Source organism: Microbacterium sp. Beta (assembly GCF_005502545.1).
Taxonomy (GTDB): domain Bacteria; phylum Actinomycetota; class Actinomycetes; order Actinomycetales; family Microbacteriaceae; genus Microbacterium; species Microbacterium oxydans.
The window spans coordinates 1-18439 of record NZ_SCOG01000018.1 but is presented as its reverse complement, the minus strand read 5'-3'; the positions used below and the strand labels follow the sequence as shown (position 1 = coordinate 18439).

Annotated in this window: 17 protein-coding genes; 10 read left to right on the top strand and 7 right to left on the bottom strand. The window is 68.9% G+C overall.

Features of this window, described 5'->3' with window-relative positions; all coding sequences use genetic code 11:
- Positions 1–56: 56 nt before the first annotated feature.
- Complete coding sequence (locus tag FFS56_RS15145; RefSeq protein ID WP_046747734.1) at positions 57–986, bottom strand: phosphate/phosphite/phosphonate ABC transporter substrate-binding protein; 930 nt, start codon at positions 984–986, stop codon at positions 57–59.
- A gap of 169 nt (positions 987–1155) precedes the next feature.
- On the opposite strand from FFS56_RS15145, the gene FFS56_RS15140 reads away from it, so the two are divergent.
- Positions 1156–1899: a GntR family transcriptional regulator gene (locus tag FFS56_RS15140; protein ID WP_046747733.1), complete on the top strand. Its 744-nt coding sequence runs from the start codon at positions 1156–1158 to the stop codon at positions 1897–1899.
- Between the two features lie 254 nt (positions 1900–2153).
- Here the strand turns inward: FFS56_RS15140 and FFS56_RS15135 are convergent, their stop codons facing one another.
- Positions 2154–3296 carry a histidine kinase gene (locus FFS56_RS15135; RefSeq protein WP_127012636.1) on the bottom strand — a complete coding sequence of 381 codons (1143 nt, stop codon included), beginning with the start codon at positions 3294–3296 and terminating at the stop codon, positions 2154–2156.
- Between the two features lie 227 nt (positions 3297–3523).
- Here FFS56_RS15135 and FFS56_RS15130 point away from each other — a divergent pair, with 227 nt between their 5' ends.
- Positions 3524–4180 carry a response regulator transcription factor gene (locus tag FFS56_RS15130; RefSeq protein ID WP_218867291.1) on the top strand — a complete coding sequence of 219 codons (657 nt, stop codon included), beginning with the start codon at positions 3524–3526 and terminating at the stop codon, positions 4178–4180.
- Positions 4181–4203: 23 nt separating this feature from the next.
- Here the strand turns inward: FFS56_RS15130 and FFS56_RS15125 are convergent, their stop codons facing one another.
- On the bottom strand, positions 4204–5637 hold the full coding sequence (locus tag FFS56_RS15125) for an HNH endonuclease signature motif containing protein (RefSeq protein ID WP_127012637.1): 1434 nt from the start codon (positions 5635–5637) through the stop codon (positions 4204–4206).
- Between the two features lie 117 nt (positions 5638–5754).
- Positions 5755–6618, bottom strand: coding sequence for an EamA family transporter (locus tag FFS56_RS15120; protein WP_127012638.1), 864 nt, complete (start codon positions 6616–6618; stop codon positions 5755–5757).
- A 267-nt stretch (positions 6619–6885) separates the two neighbouring features.
- Here FFS56_RS15120 and FFS56_RS15115 point away from each other — a divergent pair, with 267 nt between their 5' ends.
- The 3 genes from FFS56_RS15115 (at position 6886) to FFS56_RS15105 (ending at position 10247) form a co-directional block, all read left to right on the top strand.
- Positions 6886–8166: a M18 family aminopeptidase gene (locus tag FFS56_RS15115; RefSeq protein WP_127012639.1), complete on the top strand. Its 1281-nt coding sequence runs from the start codon at positions 6886–6888 to the stop codon at positions 8164–8166.
- Positions 8167–8244: 78 nt separating this feature from the next.
- On the top strand, positions 8245–9687 hold the full coding sequence (locus FFS56_RS15110; RefSeq protein ID WP_061015727.1) for a cytosine permease: 1443 nt from the start codon (positions 8245–8247) through the stop codon (positions 9685–9687).
- The gene (locus FFS56_RS15105; RefSeq protein ID WP_061015729.1) at positions 9684–10247 is read left to right on the top strand and encodes a cysteine hydrolase; all 564 of its coding nucleotides are present in this window, start codon (positions 9684–9686) and stop codon (positions 10245–10247) included. The genes FFS56_RS15110 and FFS56_RS15105 overlap by 4 nt, the downstream gene beginning before the upstream one ends.
- Positions 10248–10272: 25 nt before the next feature.
- Here the strand turns inward: FFS56_RS15105 and FFS56_RS15100 are convergent, their stop codons facing one another.
- Complete coding sequence (locus FFS56_RS15100; RefSeq protein ID WP_046747725.1) at positions 10273–10983, bottom strand: MBL fold metallo-hydrolase; 711 nt, start codon at positions 10981–10983, stop codon at positions 10273–10275.
- Between the two features lie 97 nt (positions 10984–11080).
- Between FFS56_RS15100 and FFS56_RS15095 the strand changes: the two genes are divergently transcribed.
- The gene (locus FFS56_RS15095) at positions 11081–11605 is read left to right on the top strand and encodes a TetR/AcrR family transcriptional regulator (RefSeq protein ID WP_046747724.1); all 525 of its coding nucleotides are present in this window, start codon (positions 11081–11083) and stop codon (positions 11603–11605) included.
- A 32-nt stretch (positions 11606–11637) separates the two neighbouring features.
- Here FFS56_RS15095 and FFS56_RS15090 read toward each other — a convergent pair whose 3' ends face one another.
- Positions 11638–13011, bottom strand: a complete 1374-nt coding sequence (locus tag FFS56_RS15090) for a pyridoxal-dependent decarboxylase (protein ID WP_171011043.1) — start codon at positions 13009–13011, stop codon at positions 11638–11640.
- Between the two features lie 25 nt (positions 13012–13036).
- Entirely contained in the window at positions 13037–13756 is a 720-nt protein-coding gene (locus FFS56_RS15085) for a TetR/AcrR family transcriptional regulator (RefSeq protein ID WP_082108611.1), read from the bottom strand.
- A 67-nt stretch (positions 13757–13823) separates the two neighbouring features.
- Here FFS56_RS15085 and FFS56_RS15080 point away from each other — a divergent pair, with 67 nt between their 5' ends.
- The 4 genes from FFS56_RS15080 (at position 13824) to FFS56_RS15065 (ending at position 18436) form a co-directional block, all read left to right on the top strand.
- Entirely contained in the window at positions 13824–14864 is a 1041-nt protein-coding gene (locus FFS56_RS15080) for an agmatine deiminase family protein (protein WP_127012640.1), read from the top strand.
- The gene (locus FFS56_RS15075; RefSeq protein ID WP_046747720.1) at positions 14864–16579 is read left to right on the top strand and encodes an amidase; all 1716 of its coding nucleotides are present in this window, start codon (positions 14864–14866) and stop codon (positions 16577–16579) included. The genes FFS56_RS15080 and FFS56_RS15075 overlap by 1 nt, the downstream gene beginning before the upstream one ends.
- Positions 16580–16640: 61 nt before the next feature.
- Positions 16641–17492 carry a tryptophan 2,3-dioxygenase family protein gene (locus FFS56_RS15070; protein ID WP_127012641.1) on the top strand — a complete coding sequence of 284 codons (852 nt, stop codon included), beginning with the start codon at positions 16641–16643 and terminating at the stop codon, positions 17490–17492.
- Positions 17492–18436 carry a hydrolase gene (locus tag FFS56_RS15065; protein ID WP_137772329.1) on the top strand — a complete coding sequence of 315 codons (945 nt, stop codon included), beginning with the start codon at positions 17492–17494 and terminating at the stop codon, positions 18434–18436. Before FFS56_RS15070 ends, FFS56_RS15065 begins: the two co-directional genes overlap by 1 nt.
- Positions 18437–18439 lie beyond the last annotated feature (3 nt).

Sequence of the window (18439 nt, the reverse complement as noted above, 5' to 3'; positions counted from 1 at the left end):
CCGGGTGAGGCGGACGAGACGGAGGGCGCCGGGTGAGGCGAAAGGTCAGGCCGGGCTCAGCCCTGGCACTGCTCCGCTTCGGTCTCCTTGCAGATGTCGCGGATCAGGTCGTAGTACGCGTCGTCGACCGGCTTCGTGGCGTAGAAGACGCTGCGGAAGGCGTCGGTGTCCGCACCGTCGATGCCGGCGGCGATGATGTCGTCGATCGTGATCTCGGAGAGGCCGTCGATGAGCTTCTTCGAGACGTCGTCGGGAAGCGTCGACGAGTAGACCAGCGGCGCGCCGGGAACCATCGTCTCGTCGACGACCTTCACCTTGTCCGACTTCTCGACCTCGGAGTCCTCGGCGAAGCCCGCCTCGCACTCCACGCCCTCGCCGACCTTGGTGACGCTCACATCGTGCTTGCCCGCGAAGACCGGCGTGATGTCGGTCTTGGGGTCGATGCCGGCCTTGAGCAGGTTGTACGACGGGAACAGGTAGCCCGAGGTGGAGGACGGGTCGACGAAGCAGACCTTCTTGCCCTTGAAGTCATCGATGCTCTTGATGTCGCTGCCGGCCGGGACGATGGCCTGCGAGAAGTAACCGGGCTCCTGGCCTTCTTCGGTCACGATCGAGGAGATCGGGGTGAGCTTGGCGCCGTTGTTGGTGGCGGTGACGTAGGTGAAGCCGGAGAACGATGCGACGTCGACCTTGCCGGCGACCGCGGCCTCGATGAGCGCGGCGTAGTCGGTCGACTCGTGGTACTCGACCGTCTTGCCGGTGATCTCGGCGATGTAGTCCATGAGCGGCTGGTAGTTGGTCTCGGTGTCGACGGAGTCGGGCACGACACCGAAGACCAGGGTGTTCTCGTCGACCGCGAATCCGCTGGCGGAAGACGACTCGTCGGCGCCGGGAGTGCCGGCGGCATCTGCCGAGCCGGAACAGGCGGCGAGGCCGAGGGCGAGGAGCGCGACGCCGGCGAGGGCGGGGAGAGCGCGAAGCTTCATGAGGACCTTTCAGGGTGTGAGGGGTGATCCACGGAAGACTCTGGCAGGTGATGAGCGCAGATATGTACCTAACTCGGAAGAGTTCAGGCCGCGTTTACCGGGGATTCGCCTGAGTGAACACTCCTGGAACGAGGCAACGCCGCTCGGACTGACCAAGTAATGTACCTATGTGGCTGAAGCTGTGTACACCCAGATCGCCGACGACCTGCGCGCCCAGATCGCCGCGGGTGCCCTGCGCCCCGGGGATGACGTACCCACCGAAGCGGAGCTCGCGGAGAGATGGCACACGTCGCGTGGGCCGATCCGCAACGCCCTGGCCGCGCTCCGCGGCGAAGGCCTGATCGAGACCAGTCGCGGTCGGCCGGCGCGGGTCGTCGCCAGGAAGGCGAGCCAGGCGGTCGACATGTCGGTGCCGTTCACTCGCTGGGCCCGCGAGCTGGGCGTCACGCCGGGGGCCGAGACGCAGGAGCTGAGCCTGAGACGCGCCGGAGAGCTCGGAGCGGCACTCGGCGTCGACGCCGGGGACACGATCGTGAGCGTGGTCAGGCTGCGTCTGCTCGACGGGCGCCCCACCATGCTGGAGCGGCTCAACTACACCGAGGTCGCGGGCCGGAGGCTGTTCGAGGTGGATCTGGACGAGGTGTCGATCACGGAGTACCTCTCGTCGGTCGGGCACCCCATCGTCACTCTCCAGCACGTGATCGACGCCGTGGCCGCTGACGACCAGGACGCGGAGTTGCTGCGCGTGCCGCGCGGGACGCCCATCCTGCGTCTCACCCGCACCTCGCGTGACGCGGAGGGGCGGATCTTCGAGGCCTCGGAGGACCGGTACCTGAGCGAGGTCGTGCGGTTCACCGTCGCCGCATCGGGGATCTCCACCGATGGCCACTACATGCGCGCAGTGGGCGGGTAGTCGCGCGGTACGGAGCGTCGCGCGGAAGGCCGGAAAGACAGCCGTTAACGCAGAAGGCGATCGCGAGCGCGCAAAGTGTTTCAGAAGCCAGAAAGACCGCGCTCGCGATCGCAGCGCTGGGGACGCTTTATCTGGGGAACCCTCAGAATATGGCGGACTGCAACTCGTTCCACAGTGTCGAACGTCGAGACCTCGCTAGACCTTCGTCTAGGTTCTCGCGGAGCGTGGAGAGGGTGCTCACACACTCTAGGGCATCAGACGACCGGAAGTCGGGCCGACACGACCCAGAACCCGTCGACTTCGCCGGCGCTGAACTCGCCACTCGCTCCCATCACGCGCTCCGCCATCCGGCCAAGTCCTGTCCGACTCGACGAGAGTTCACGGCGCGGCGTCGTGGGGAGGGGGCTGCGCAGCATGAGGTGCGCGACATCGTCGTCCACGGCGAGGTCGATCAGCACCTCGCCGGGGCCTGCGTATTTGAGGATGTTGGTGGCGGACTCGCGCACGATGCGCGCGAGGACGATCTCGACGGCCCGCGGGATGCGCTCGTCGCTGGGATCGCCCACGCGGGCCACGGAGTGGCCCGCCGCTTCGAACTCGCTCTGCGCCTCGTCGACAGCCGCCGCGAGGTCGCCCGTCTGCACGCTCGACGACTGCGGACCGTCGTCGGCGAGCTCGATCACGAAACGGAGATCGGTCATGGCCTTGCGAGCGGCGACGCGGATCGCCTCTCGAGAGTCGGTGCTCATCTCGGGGTCTTCGAGCATCTGCACGTGCAGCGACACCACCGTGAGGTGGTGCGCGATGCTGTCGTGCAGCTCCCCGGCGATCCAACGTCGCTCGGCGAGCACTGCCTGTCGTTCTTGTTCAGCCCGCTCTTCGAGTTCGCGCTCGAGGCGACTGCCACGGGCGAAGGCCAACCGAAGGGCGAACCCGACAGCTCCGGCCACCGTGGCGAAGATGAGGAAGAGACCGACGTTCACACCCGAGTCAGCAACGCCGTTGGCGACGAGAGCCGCAGCGATGAGGAACGTACCGGTGTACGACAGGATCAGGGATGTCCATCCCAGCCTCATGACGAGCCCAGCCGCGACAGCGGCGGCGGTCAGAACCTGGGACTCCGTTCCCACGAGAAATGATGCCGCGAACACGACGCCGAGGGCGCATGTCGCGATGAGCGGGTTCCAGAGATAGAGAGCGAACGCTGCCGTACATGCGACGCTCACCAGAAGGGCTATCGGGTTGACCCCCGGTGTGGTGAAGAAACCTATGACGTCCGTGGCGATGGTGATGGAGACGATGACCAGGACGACGATCCGCTCTATCGCGCTGAGCTTCTCGCCTCGACCCAACCGGAACGAATCAGTAGATCGCCGGGGTGACTGGTCGAAGGCCATAGTTCACTATCTCCTATTCGCCAGGTACGCTAGCGGACGAGACCAAAAAACTTGCCAACCTGCTGCCAGAAAGTCATTACCTTCACCTCCATTATGTAGTCGTTCGTCGATGTCTGTATTCATCTTCTCGGCGACAGGAGTGGCGCACATCTGTCTCAGGTCCAGACCTTTTTGGCCAAAGGTCTACATGACGTCCATCAGGTGCCCGCGCCGTTAGGCTTCCCCCTATGCAGGAAATCCGTGTCGTGATCGTCGATGACGATCCCCTCGTCCGTTCGGCGTTGTCGCACTTCGTTTCGCGCGACCCGGAGATCAGCGTGATCGCGCAGGCAGAGGACGGTCTCGAGGCGATCTCCACTGTCGAGCGCGAACAGCCCGACGTCGTGATGATGGACGTGCAGATGCCTGAGATGGACGGCATCGAGGCGACGGGTGTCATCGCCGAGCGATGGCCGCACGTGCGCGTGCTCGCTGTCACCACGCTCGACGGCAGCGACACGGTGCTCCCCATGCTGAGCGCCGGCGCTTCCGGCTATCTGCTCAAGGACTCCAGCGCGGAGGACATCGTCACCGGTGTGCGCGAGGTGCACAGCGGGGCCAGCTCGCTGTCGCCGCGGATCGCTTCGATGCTGATCAAGCACGTCCGCGATTCGACCCCGGTCGCCGCCGACGCCGCCGCGCTCGAACCGCTCACCGAGCGCGAGGTCGAGGTGCTGAACTGCCTCGCGCAGGGGATGTCGAACGCAGAGATCGCGAAGGCGCTCATCGTCTCCGAGGGGACGGTGAAGGCACACCTCGGGCGCATGATGTCGAAGTGGCACCTGCGCGACCGCGTGCAGATCCTCGTGACGGCCGCACACGCCGGACTCGTCAGCTTCCGCTGATCACCCACCGCGTTTCAGCGCTATCACGCAACTGCGGTCTCGCGCTGCCGCGGAACACGCCAGCGACGCTCGGGATCCCACCATGCCGGGCCCCGGACCTGCGGGGTACCTCCCGCCATCCGGATCTCCCACCCCGATCGGTCCAGCGAACGGTGATGCCACCAGCACAGGGGCACGCCGTTGTCCGTATCGGTCGGTCCTCCCCTGGCGTGCTCGACGACGTGGTGGATCTCGCACCATGACGCCGGCACATGGCACCCGGGGATCAGACACTCTCCATCGCGAGCGATGATCGCGCGCCGCTGGTGGACCGTGAACACCCGATCAGTGACGGTCGTGCCGACGATCCGGCCGTGGTCGAACAGCACCCGCTGAATGGCGCCCGTGCACGCGGCCTGGGTCGCGACTCCGATCGGCACCGGCGACTGCGAGCCGGCTACGGTCGCCCACCCGGTGCCCGAGACGAGGTCGTCCGCGTCGGCGTGCACCACGAGCGTCGGGGATGCTCCGGCGAGTCGAGGCATGTCTTCGTGACGCGCGGCGATCGCCAGTGTTGCCGCCACGGCGTCGTGCCGCTTCTGCGCGGCGGTGCGCTGTTCGATCACGTTGCGCGGGTCGGAGTTCCACGGATCGGCCCCGGCGACGTCTGCGCCGGACTCGACTCCAGCGCCCGATCGCTCACTCTCCGACCGGAAGGTCACGCCCGGCTCTGGCGGGCCATCGGTCTTCGGATTGTTCTGAGCGTCGATGATGAGCTGCAGCTGCGCGGCCACGTCGGGAAGAAGGTTGCCCCGGAGCGGATGCACCCCGTTGCGCAGGCGCCCGATGGTGAGGAATCTCCGATTCCGCGCCTTCGCGTCCGTCGGCTCGGCACCATCCGGATCGAGCAGCTGCGCGAGCAGCATCGCGTACTGCCGGAGGTCGTCAGGGGTGGCGGGCGGCCCTCCACCTTCGGCGCCCCCGTCCGCCTCGGGGAGTCCGCGTGCCAGATCGGCCAGCGCGGCGTCGGCCGAGATCCGATCCTCCGCCCCGATCCGATCGCCGGCCTGCAGGACCGGCCCGGTCGCCGCGAGCACACCGGCCACCCCGATCACGCCGTCGAGCATCGTCTCGCGGATCGCGGGGAAGCGCGCCGGGAGCCGCTCCCCCGTCGTCAGCGCCACCTCGCGCCGAACCGCCTCGGCCGCCTTCACCACCCGAGACGCTCCGGGTGCATCCACCCGCAGCACCCGCTGCAGGAGCTCGTTCATCGATCGGCATCCGGTCGCCTCGGCGAAGCGGGGCTCGGCGGAGGCGGTCGTCTCCACGACGACGGCCTCCACGCGACGAAGCGCCTCGCCCGCGCCGCGGAGCACATCCAGTCGCGCGGCATCGTCGAGTCCGGCGAGCTGTGCGGCGGACAGCACGGCGTCGAGGTCGGCGACGACCCGATCCAGAGCTTCCGCGAGGGGGTTCATACGTCCATCCCACACCCCACCACCGACATTTCCGGGCCGAAACAGTCCTGTTCAGAGGTACTTTCCTGGCATTCCGGAATACGCTCGACACCACCCGTCGATCCCGCGCTCAACGGCTCACACGGCGAGGAGGACGATCCCGGTCACCACGACGAGGGATGCCGCGATCCGCCAGCCCCCGCGCGACTCCCGCAGCACGAACACCCCGAACAGACTCACCAGCACCACGCTGACCTCGCGGAGGGGCGCCACCAGCGCCACCGGGGCGATCTGGATCGCGGTCAGCACCAGGATGTACGACAGCGGTGACAGGGCACCGAACGCGAGGATGCGGCGCCACTGCGTGCGCCAGAGCGCCCAGACCGCGTCCCAGCGCCGACGCACCGCGATCGAGTAGAACGGCACCTGCAACAGCGTCGTGCCCACCATGAAGGCGACCGGCGAGAGGTTCCACGTGCGCACCGCGTGCGCATCCCAGATCGTGTAGACGGCGATCGCGACACCGGTGAGCATGCCGAAGACGATGCCGGGATCCATCCGCCGGGTGCCGGATCCCCTGCCCCGGTCGACGAGTCCGATGGCGACGACGCCCGCGATCACGGCCGCCACCCCGATCAGCGCGAGCACCGACGGGCGCTCGCCCAGCAGCAGCACGGCCACGATCACCGAGAGGAAGGGCCCGGTGCCGCGGGCCGTCGCGTACACCGTGGAGAGGTTGCCCTCGCGATAGCCGCGCTGGAGCACCGCCATGTAGCCGACGTGGAGCACCGACGAGACGACGACACCGAGGGCGAACGACCACAGATCGTCGGCGCCGAGACCTCCCGTGAACGGCACCGCGCCGATCCAGACCACGGTGCTGGCGACGGCGCCCCACCACAGGAACGGCGCGCCCGCTCTGCTGATGCCGTGCGCGATGATGTTCCACGCCGCGTGGGCGATGGCCGCACCGAAGACGAGGACGAAGGCGAGAGGAGACACAACAGACCCTTCCGTCCGGCGCACGGCGCGACGAACAGGGTCCTCCGGGCTTTTGTCCTGTCAGATGACGGCTCTCCTGCGGAGGAGAGCCGTGGCGCCGCTCGGACCAGACGGGCGCGAACCCCGGAACCCTAGGCGCTATCGGGACCACCCTAACCCGCCGGGATGAACGGCCGGGAAACAGCGCGGGCGCGGGCCGCCGTCGTGGAGGACGCACGGAGACCCCGACTACGCTCGAAGGACCGCGCTCTCCAGGAAGGTCACGACATGCCCGTCACCCCCGCCGCTCTCGCCCACGCCGAGGACCTCGCCGATTTCGTCGCCGCCTCCCCGTCGAGCTACCACGCGGCGGCGGAGGTCGCCCGACGGCTCGAGGCTGCGGGCTTCCACCGGCTGCACGAGGAGGACGCCTGGCCGACGACCGGTGGACGCTTCGTCGTCGTGCGCGACGGGGCGGCGATCGCCTGGGTCGTCCCCGAGGATGCTGCGGCCACGACGCCCGTGCAGATCTTCGGCGCGCACACCGACTCCCCGGGCTTCAAGCTCAAGCCGCAGCCGACGACCGGCTCGCGGGGCTGGCTGCAGGCCGCCGTCGAGGTGTACGGCGGACCGCTGCTGAACTCGTGGCTCGACCGCGAGCTGCGCCTCGCCGGGCGACTGGCACTGGCCGACGGCCGTGTCGTGCTGGCGGACACCGGAGCTCTGCTGCGTCTGCCGCAGCTGGCGATCCACCTCGACCGCGGTGTGAACAATGGCCTCGCCCTCGACAAGCAGACCGAGACGCAACCGGTGTGGGGGCTCGGCGACCCGACCGAGGCCGACATCCTCGCCGAGCTCGCCTCCTCCGCCGGCGCCTCGGCCTCCGACGTTCGCGGCTACGACGTGGTGATCGCCGACTCCGCCCGCGGTGCGGTGTTCGGTAAGGACAACGCGTTCTTCGCGTCGGGACGCCTCGACGACCTCGCCTCGGTGCACGCCGGCGTGGTGGCCCTCGAGGCGCACGCCCCCGCAGCCGGAGCACCCATCGCGGTGCTCGCCGCCTTCGACCACGAGGAACTGGGTTCGGAGTCGCGCTCCGGCGCGGCGGGCCCCTTCCTCGAAGACGTGCTCGAACGCGTGTACGCCGGCCTCGGCGCCGACGGATCCGCACGCCGCCAGGCCTACGCGTCGTCGTGGTGCCTGTCGAGCGATGTCGGACACTCGGTGCACCCGAACTACGCCGCCAAGCACGACCCCGTGGTGCAGCCGGTGCTCGGATCGGGACCGATCCTGAAGATCAACGCCAACCAGCGCTACGCCACGGATGCGGTCGGCACGGCATCGTGGCGTTCCTGGTGCGAGCGCGCCGGGGTCACGACGCAGGAGTTCGTATCCAACAACAGCGTGCCGTGCGGTTCGACCATCGGCCCGATCACGGCGACCAGGCTCGGCATCCGTACGGTCGACGTGGGCATCCCCATCCTGTCCATGCACTCCGCGCGAGAGCTCGCAGGGGTCTCGGACCTGCACGATCTGACCCGCACAGCGCAGTCCTTCTTCGCCGGCTAGGCCCCCGCCGGCTGCACACCGCGGCGGGGCCGCCGCCGAAACCGCCTGCGACCGCCTCGGCAGTGCCAGGATGTGAGCATGACGGACATCAAGCCGGCCCTCATCGAGCGTGCGGGCATCGAGATCATCCCCGAATCCGAGCGGACAGCGAAGCCGCGAGACCTGTTCTGGCCGTGGTTCGCCGCGAACGTGTCGGTGTTCGGCATGTCGTACGGGTCGTTCGTCCTCGGCTTCGGCATCTCGTTCTGGCAGGCGACGATCGTCTCGGTCATCGGCATCGTCGTGTCGTTCCTGCTCTGCGGGCTCATCGCGATCGCCGGCAAGCGCGGCTCCGCGCCGACGATGGTGCTCTCGCGGGCGGCCTTCGGCGTGCAGGGTCAGAAGGTGCCGGGGATCGTCTCGTGGCTCACCTCGATCGGCTGGGAGACGTTCCTCGCGATCATGGCCGTGCTCGCCACCGCCACCGTGATCACCCAGCTCGGAGGTGATGGAGACAGCATCGCGCTCAAGATCGTCGCCACCGTGATCGTCGCAGCGCTGATCGTCACGGCGTCCGTGCTCGGCTATCACACGATCATGAAGCTGCAGTCGGTGCTCACGTGGATCACCGGTGTCGTGACCGTGCTCTACATCGTGCTCGCCGCTCCGCAGGTGGACCTCGCGGTCGTGCTGGCCCGACCCGACGGCGGCGTCGGCCAGGTGATCGGCGCGCTCGTCATGGTGATGACCGGTTTCGGTCTCGGCTGGATCAACATCGCCGCCGACTGGTCGCGCTATCAGAAGCGCACCGCATCGGACGGGGCGATCGTCGCCTGGAACACGATCGGCGGATCGGTGGCACCGGTGATCCTCGTGGTGTTCGGCCTGCTGCTGGGCGGCTCCGACGAAGACCTCATGAACGCGATCGCCGCCGACCCCATCGGCGCGCTCGCCTCGATACTGCCGGTGTGGGTGCTCGTACCGTTCCTGCTCACTGCGGTACTCGCCCTCGTCTCGGGCGCGGTGCTGGGCATCTACTCCTCCGGGCTCACGCTGCTCAGCCTCGGCATCCGGATCCCCCGCCCGTCCGCCGCAGCGATCGACGGGGTCATCCTCACGGTCGGCACGATCTTCGTGGTGTTCTTCGCGACCGACTTCCTCGGACCGTTCCAGAGCTTCCTGATCACGCTCGGCGTTCCCCTCGCCTCGTGGGCCGGCATCCTCATCGCCGACATCCTGCGCCGCCGGAAGGACTACGACGAAGAGGCACTGTTCGACCAGCGCGGACGCTACGGCGCGTGGGACTGGACCTCGATCGGCACGATGGTCGTCACCAGCGTGATCGGCTGGGGCCTGGTCGTGAACAACTTCGCCGAGGACGCAGCCTGGAACAACTGGCAGGGCTACCTGCTGTTCCTCATCGGCGGCCGCGACGGCGAGTGGGCCTATGCGAACCTCGGAGTGTTCTTCGCGCTGGTGCTCTCGTTCCTCGTGACGTACTTCGCGAGGGCGGCGAAGATCCGGCAGCAGGAGGCCGCGTGAATGCGTCCGCGACCACCGACACCTGGCTCGTGGTGATCGATCCGCAGACCATCTTCGCCGCGCCGGATTCCGCCTGGGGATCGCCGTTCTTCCCCGAGGTGATGCCGCGCATCCGCGCCCTGGCCGATGCGTTCGGCGATCGCGTGATCGTGACCCGCTGGATGCCGACCGCCGACAGGACGACGTCGTGGGGTGCGTACTTCGACGCCTGGCCCTTCGCGGACCAACCGCCGAGCGATCCCCTGTTCGCCCTCGTCCCCGACGCCGAGGCGCTCTCGCCGCACCCGAGCATCGACCTGCCGACGTTCGGCAAGTGGGGTCCGGAGCTCGAGCGGATCATCGGACGCGGCGGGCACGTCGTGCTCGCGGGCGTCTCGACCGACTGCTGCGTGATCTCGACCGCGCTGGCCGCCGCCGACGCGGGCGCACATGTGACGATAGCGGCCGACGCCTGTGCCGGTTCGACCGCGGAGAATCACGCCGCCGCCCTGCGGGTGATGAGTCTCTACCCGCCGCAGATCACGATGAGTGACACCGCGACGGTGCTCGCGGCCCACTGACCCGCGCCGACCTGACCGCGGCGCGTCAGGCGGAAGCGCGGACCGCTGCGGCGATGTCGGAGGGGGAACCGTGCCAGGGCGCTCCGTGCCCCGGCAGCACCCACGCCGCCGACACGTCGGCGAGACGGTCGAGCGAGGCCAGTGCCTCCGCGGGCTCGTCGGTGAACGGTGCGGGTTGGGCGCCGGTGCGACCGGTGAGCACGTGACGGGTCGTCAGAGCGTCGCCGACGAACACCGCGTCGACGGCGGGGACGTGCACCGCGATGCTCCCAGGCGAATGGCCGGGCATCCCGAGCACGACCGGCGCGCCCGGCAGGTCGATCACATCGCCGTCTGTCACCTCGGTCACGACCGACACGTGTGGCGTGCGCAGCGCGTTCTTGCGGAGTCCGTAGGTGAGGAACCCGAGCGTCGGTCCGATCTTGGCCGGCCCCATGGGGGTCTTGGGCTTCTCGCCGGTGCGCACCCGATGGCTGTCGGCCTCGTGGATGAACACCGGTGCCCCGACCTCCTTCCGCAGCCGTTCGGCGAAGCCGATGTGGTCGCCGTCGCCGTGCGTCAACACGAGACCGCGGATATCGGACAGAGGGCGCCCGATCGTCGAGAGCTCGCGCTGCAGATCGTGCCAGTGTCCGGGGAGACCGGCGTCGATCAGGGTGATCCCCTCCGGCAGGTCGATGAGGTAGGAGGCGACGATGTCGTTGCCCAGTCGGTGCAGGTGCGGAGCGAGCTTCATGGCTGATCCTCTCGGGATGATTGCGATGGCTACGATACGTAGCTATCATGGCTAATGTCAATAGCCATGACAGTCCACAGCCGTCGCAGGAGGATCGATGCCGACACCCGAACGCACTTCCACCGAGGAGATCGTCGCCGCCGGGCGGGAGATCCTCGAGGTCGCCGGTCCCTCCGGACTCACGATGCAGGCCGTCGCAGAACGGGTGGGGGTCCGCGCCCCCTCGCTGTACAAGCGCGTGCGAGACCGTGACGCACTGCATTCCGCCGTCGCCGCAGCCTCGATCGACGCGCTCACCGCACGTCTCGAAGCCGCGGGCGACGACATCGGTGCGCTCGCGCACGCCTATCGCGACTTCGCGCACCAGCATCCGGAGGGCTTCCGCCTCATGTTCACGATCGCGGCCCCGCACGATGCCCTCGAACGGTCAGCCGCGCCCCTGATCCGCACCGCCTCCGCCCTGGTCGGGCAGGAAGACGCCCTCGACGCCGCGCGCTTCTTCACGGCGTGGGCCACGGGTTTCCTGCAGATGGAGCTGTCCGGGGCGTTCCGCCTCGGCGGCGACGTCGATCGCGCCTTCGAGTACGGCCTGCACCGTCTGCTGGCCGGAATCACCGCCTGACCTGCCCACCCTGCAGGTCGAGTCCGCCTCGCCTACCTCATGGTGTCGAGGATGCCGACGAGGTCTTCGAACGTGGTGAGCGGATTCAGGATCGCGAAGCGCGTGTTCGGACGACCGGCGTGGGAGCTGGGCACCACGAAGGCACGCTGCGAGTCGAGCAGAGCGGCCGACCAGCGGTCATAGTCGGCGCGCTCCCATCCTTCGCGCTCGAACACCACGATCGACAGCTGCGGGTCGCGCACCAGTTTCAGTTCGGGGCGTCGGGCGATCTCGTCGGCGATCCGCCGGGTCAGAGCGAGACCGGCGCTCACGGCCTCGCGGTATGCCGTCACGCCGTAAGTCGCGACGGAGAACCACATCGGCAGACCGCGCGGTCGACGAGTGAGCTGGATCGAATAGTCCGAGGGACTGAACTCGTCGACGTCGGTCAGGATGTCGAGGTACTCGGCGTGCTGCGTGTGCGCCCGACGTCCGCTGTCGGGGTCGCGGTAGATCAGGGCACAGCAGTCGAACGGAGCGAACAGCCACTTGTGCGGGTCGACGATGACCGAGTCGGCGCGCTCCACACCCGCGAACAGGTGCCGAGCCTCCGGGGCCAGCATGGCCGTGAGGCCGTAGGCGCCGTCGATGTGCAGCCAGAAGTCGAACTCGTCCTTGAGTGCGGCGATGCCGGCGATGTCGTCGACGATGCCGAAGTTCGTCGATCCCCCGGTCGCGACCACCGCGCAGATCTCGTCCCCGTGCTCGGCCAGCGCCTCGCGGACGCCCTCGGCACGCAGCACGCCGTCCTCTCCCGCCGGCACCAGCAGCACGTCGGCATCCATCACGCGCGCGGCCGACTTGTTCGAGGAGTGCGCCTCGACGCTGCAGAGGATCTTCCACCGGCTCGGCAGTTCCCTCCCCGCCGCGACCAGACGGGCTTTCGCCGCCTCACGGGCGGCCACCAGCGCCGAGAGGTTCCCGATCGTGCCGCCCTGCACGAAGACGCCACCGGCCGTGTCGGGGAGCCCGAACTCGCCGGCCAACCACGACAGCACCTCGTTCTCGGCGTGCACGGCCCCGGCCCCTTCGAGCCAGCTGCCGCCGTAGAGCCCGGAGGCCGACACGACGAGGTCGAAGGCGATGGCGGCCATGGTCGGCGCCGTCGGGATGAACGACAGGTACAGCGGATGACTCGTCGTCAGGCAGGCCGGGGCGAGCACATGCTCGAACACGCTGAGCGCCCGCGCCGCCCCCAGCCCCGCGTCCGTGATGGTCGGCCCGACGAGGCGGTTCAGCTCGGCCTCGGACTGCGGCTTGTCGAGCGGCACATCGGCCGCGAGCATGCGGCGACGCGAGTAGTCGAGCACGGCATCGACGATCGCGGTCGATTCGGGCGAGGCCGCGTGCATGCGCACAGCATCCATGGGCGTTCCTTTACGTGTCATCAGGTCAGGAGTCAGCAGGTCGGGAGTCAGCAGGTCGGGAGTCAGCAGGTCGGGAGTCAGAGGATCGAGCACCGACGAGGGCATCGGGGGCGGCACTGTCCAGCACGGCGGACAGTGCGCGCCTGGCGAGGTCGGCACGGTCGCGCGGCGCCCACTTGACCAGCGAGTGCGCGTTCATGCCGTCGACCATCGCGAGCAGCAGCCATGCGGCCGTGTCGGCGCGACCCGCTTCGATCCCCCCGTCGGCGGCTGCGCGGGCGAAGATCTCCTCGAGCGCGCTCTGCCATCCGTCCATCTCCTGCCGCACACGGGCGGCGAGCGCCTCGTTGCGGGCACCGAGCGCCCACGCCTGCACCCAGATGAGGGTGACGTCGTCGCGGTCGGCGTCGAGAAGGGTCTCGATCAGGCGCAGCAGACCACCGCGCAACTCAGCGGCGTCCAGCTCAGCGGCGTCGCGGGACGGGCGGTCGTCGAAGGCGGAGATCACCTCTTCGCGCTCGGCCGCCACGATCGATCCGAAGACCTCGGCGACGAAGGCGTCCATCCCCGGTCGGTAATGCGCGACGAGGGCGGGGGTGACACCCACTCTGGCGGCGATCGCACGGACCGTCAGGCTCTCCAGACCGCTTTCGCGGGCAAGGCCGAGCGCCCCCTCGAGGATCGAGTGATCGCGCTCCTGCGGCGACATCCGCCGAGCGGTCGCACCTGTTGACGTCGTCTTCATCAGGGGTTACCGTAACACCTGTTGATCGCATGTTCAATAGTCGGACCCGCCGCACGAGGAGACCACGATGAGCTGGCGCATGCCCACCGAGACCGCACGTCACGAGCGCACGTGGATGGCGTTCCCCGCGGAGGGAGAGACTCTCGGCGACACCGCAGCGGCGCGCGAAGAGGGCTATGCCACCTGGACCGCTGTCGCTCATGCCGTCGCCGAGTTCGAGCCCGTCTCGATGCTGGTCGACCCGAGCGAGCTCGCCAGGGCGCGGCGCATGCTCAGCAGCGGCATCGACATCGTGGAAGCACCCGTCGACGAGTTCTGGATGCGCGATTCAGGGCCCACGTTCGTGGTCGACGACGAGCGTCCTGGCGTCCTCGGAGCGGTCGACTGGATCTTCAACGGGTGGGGCGCCCCGGAATGGGCGGAGTGGCGGAAGGCCGCACAGCACGCACGCATCGTGGCCGGCGTCGTCGGTGCCGAGCTGGTGAGCTCCGCCCTGGTGAACGAGGGGGGCGGCATCCACGTCGACGGAGAGGGCACTGTGCTCCTCACCGAGACCGTGCAGCTCGACCCCCGCCGCAATCCCTACGCCGACAAGCAGCGGGTGGAGGCCGAGATGTCCCGCACGCTCGGCGCCACGAAAGCGATCTGGCTCCCCCGGGGGCTCACGCGCGACTACGACGACTTCGGCACCAACGGCCATGTCGACATCGTCGCCACCATCGCCTGCCCCGGGCGACTGCTGCTGCACGACCAGCAGAACCCCGACCACCCCGACCACGCCGTCACCCGCGAGCTGCGTGCCCTGCTCTCGGAGCAGACGGATGCCGCCGGGCGCCGCTTCGAGGTGATCGGGCTGCCCGCTCCGTCGATGCTGAGCGACGACGAGGGTCCCGTCGACTGGAGCTACGTCAACCACCTCGTCACGAACGACGGCGTGGTGGCGTGCGGCTTCGGCGATGACAAGGCCGATGCCGCAGCACGCGAGATCCTCGCCGACGCCTACCCCGGCCGCCGGGTCGTCACGGTGGATGCACGTCCGCTGTTCGACCGCGGCGGTGGCATCCACTGCATCACCCAGCAGCAGCCGGCGCTCGACGGACTCCGCTGATGGTCGACGTGGTCGAGGCGTCCATCGCCGACCTGCGCCGCGCCCTCGAGACAGGGGAGACGACGGCCGTCGCGCTGGTCGACGCGTATCTCGCACGCATCGCCGCGTACGACGCCCCCGACACCGAGACCGCCCTGAACGCGGTCGTCGTCGCGAACGCGGATGCACGGGACGAGGCCGCGGCCTCTGACGCACGCCGCGCCAGGGGCGAGGCTCGCGGTCCCCTCGACGGCATCCCGTACACCGCGAAGGACAGCTACCTCGTGCGCGGGCTCACGGCCGCCGCAGGGAGCCCGGCATTCGCACAGCTCGTCGCTCAGCGCGACGCCTTCACGATCGAACGACTGCGCGCGGGGGGAGCGATCTGCCTCGGGCTGACGAACATGCCCCCGATGGCGAACGGCGGCATGCAGCGCGGTGTCTACGGCCGAGCCGAGAGCCCCTACAACGCCGCCTTCCTCACGGCCCCCTTCGCCTCGGGGTCGTCGAACGGATCAGGCACGGCGACGGCGGCGAGCTTCGCGGCCTTCGGACTCGGCGAGGAGACCTGGTCGAGCGGACGCGGGCCGGCCACCAACAATGCGCTGTGCGCCTACACACCCTCCCGCGGGGTGATCTCGACCCGCGGCAATTGGCCTCTCGTGCCGACCATGGACGTCGTGGTGCCGCACACCCGCACCATGGCGGACCTCCTCGAGGTGCTCGACGTGATCGTGGCCGACGATGCGGAGGTCCGTGGCGACTTCTGGCGCGCGCAGCCGTGGGTGCAGCTGCCCGCCGCATCCTCCCTCCGGCCGGAGTCGTATCCGGAGCTCGCGACGGAATCCGCCCTCCCCCTCGTCGGCGCCCGCATCGGCATCCCCCGGATGTACATCAACGCCGACCCGGATGCCGGCAGTGCCGAGAATCCCGGAGTCGGCGGCCCGACGGGCCGGCGCATCGAGACACGGGCGAGCATCATCGAACGCTGGGAGGCGGCGCGCCACGATCTCACCGCCGCGGGAGCGACCGTGGTCGAGGTGGACTTCCCCGTCGTCTCGAATTACGAGGGCGACCGACCGGGCGCACACACCATCGCCACCCGCAGCCTCGTGTCACCCGAATACCTGCACCGCGAGATCGTCGACCTCTCGGCATGGGCGTGGGAGGACTTCCTCCGGGCGAACGGCGATCCGGCCCTGCACTCGCTCACCGAGATCGACGGGGCGACGATCTTCCCGCATCCGGACGGCGCACTCCCCGACCGCTACACGGGCTTCGACGACGACATCGCCGAGTACCCCGGCTGGGTGCGCGACAACCCCGGCGTCGGGATCGCGGACATGCCCGAGCTCGAAAGCGGTCTGCGCGGCCTGGAGGAGACGCGTCGCCGCGACCTCGAAGTCTGGATGGACGTGCTGCGGCTCGATGCCGTCGTGTTCCCCGCGGTCGCGGATGTGGGCCCGGCTGACATGGACGTGAACCCGGAATCGGCCGACCTCGGGTGGCGCAACGGCGTGTGGATCGCGAACGGCAACCTCGCGATACGGCACCTCGGCATCCCGACGGTCACGGTGCCGATGGGGCTGATGGGCGATATCGGCATGCCGATCGGGCTGACGTTCGCGGGACGGGCCTACGACGACACGAGGCTGCTGCGCTTCGCCGCGGCATTCGAGGCTCTCGGCCGACCGGGCACACGGCGCACGCCGCCGCCCCGCACTCCCGCGCTCTGAATCCCGGATGCGTGACATAACACTCCTGTGACGCTCGCCACGAAAGTGATATGTTCGGCAGATGCACACCGAGAACGAACGCGCCCTCGAATCCGGCATCGTCACCGATCTGTCTGGGCGCATGACGTACGGCTCGTACCTGGCACTCGACCAGCTGCTCACGGCGCAGCACCCGGTGAGCGAACCCGAACACCACGACGAGATGCTGTTCATCATCCAGCACCAGACCACGGAGCTGTGGCTCAAGCAGCTGCTGCACGAGCTGTCGTCCGCGCGTCAGCTGCTGGCCAGGGACGACCTGCGCGAAGCCCTGAAGCGCATCGCCCGAGTGAAACGCATCCAGGACGTGATGACCCAGCAGTGGTCGGTGCTCGCGACGCTGACGCCCACCGAGTACGCGCAGTTCCGTGGGGCGCTCGGCAACTCCTCCGGGTTCCAGTCCGTGCAGTACCGCGCCGTGGAGTTCGCCCTCGGCAACAAGAACGCGAAGATGTTGAGTGTGTTCGCCGACCACCCGGCCAACCTCGCGCTGCTCACCGCCGAGTGGGAGAAGCCGACGCTGTACGACGAGTTCCTGCGCTTCGCCGCCCGCCGCGGGCTGCCGGTTCCGACGGAGATCCTCGAGCGTGACGTGCGGGAGCCCTATCGGGAGACACCGGCACTGGTGCCGGCGATCCGCGAGATCTACCAGAACCCGAGCCGGTACTGGGATCTGTACGAGGCCTGCGAAGACCTGGTCGACCTCGAGGACAACTTCCAGTTCTGGCGGTTCCGACACCTCAAGACCGTCGCTCGCACGATCGGTATGAAGGTCGGCACCGGCGGCTCCAGCGGCGTCGGCTTCCTGCAGCGCGCACTGGATCTGACGTTCTTCCCCGAGCTCTACACCGTGCGCACGGAGATCGGCAGCTGATGCACGCTGCGACGTTCTTCGACGGGAGCGCGTGGCGCGAGGGCGTCGTCGAGCTCGTCGACGGGCGTGTGCGCCTGCGTGATGAGCGCCCGGCCCCCGGACTCCCCCGCATCGGAGGTGTCATCACGGGCGGATTCACCGACCACCACGTGCACCTGCAGCTGGTGGACCACACTCTGCTGGCAGGGTCTCGCCTCGGCCGCGTGGTCGACCTCGGCGGAAACCCCGAGGTGCTGCGTCAGCTCACGCCCACCGCCCGGCGCCACGTCGAGATCGACTTCGCCGGGGCGTTCCTGACCGCTCCTGGTGGCTATCCCTCCGACCGGGACTGGGCGCCGGAGGGATCGGTCCGCGAGATCACGGACGCGGACTCTGCCGCAGCCACGGTCTCCGGGATGGCGAATGCGGGTGCCACCTGCATCAAGGTCACCAGCAACAGCGGCGCAGGGCCGGTCTTCACCGACGAGCTGTTCCGCGCGATCGTCCGGGTCGCGGCCGACCACGACCTCCCCGTCGTCGCGCACGCCGAAGGTGCGGGTGAAGCGCAGCGGGTGGTCGCTCTCGGCGCAGCCGGGCTCGCCCATGCGCCGTTCACGGAGCGCCTCGACGATGACGAGATCGTGCGTCAGGCGGCCTCCGCCTCATGGATCTCGACGCTCGCGATCCACGACGACCCCGAGCGTGCGACCGCGATCGACAACGTGCGCCGGTTCCACGCCGCGGGCGGCACCGTGTTCTACGGCACCGACCTGGGCAACGGACCGATGCCTGTCGACCTGAACCCGCACGAGGTCGGTGCCCTTCGCGAGGCCGGAGTCGACGACGCGGCCCTCCTGCGAGCGCTCGCCCCCGTGGATCCGCTCGACTCCGGATCGGTGCTCCTGCTCCTCCCCGTCAGCAGCTCCTCCTGTCCCTTATACACCTCTCCGAGCCCACTAGACTAGGCC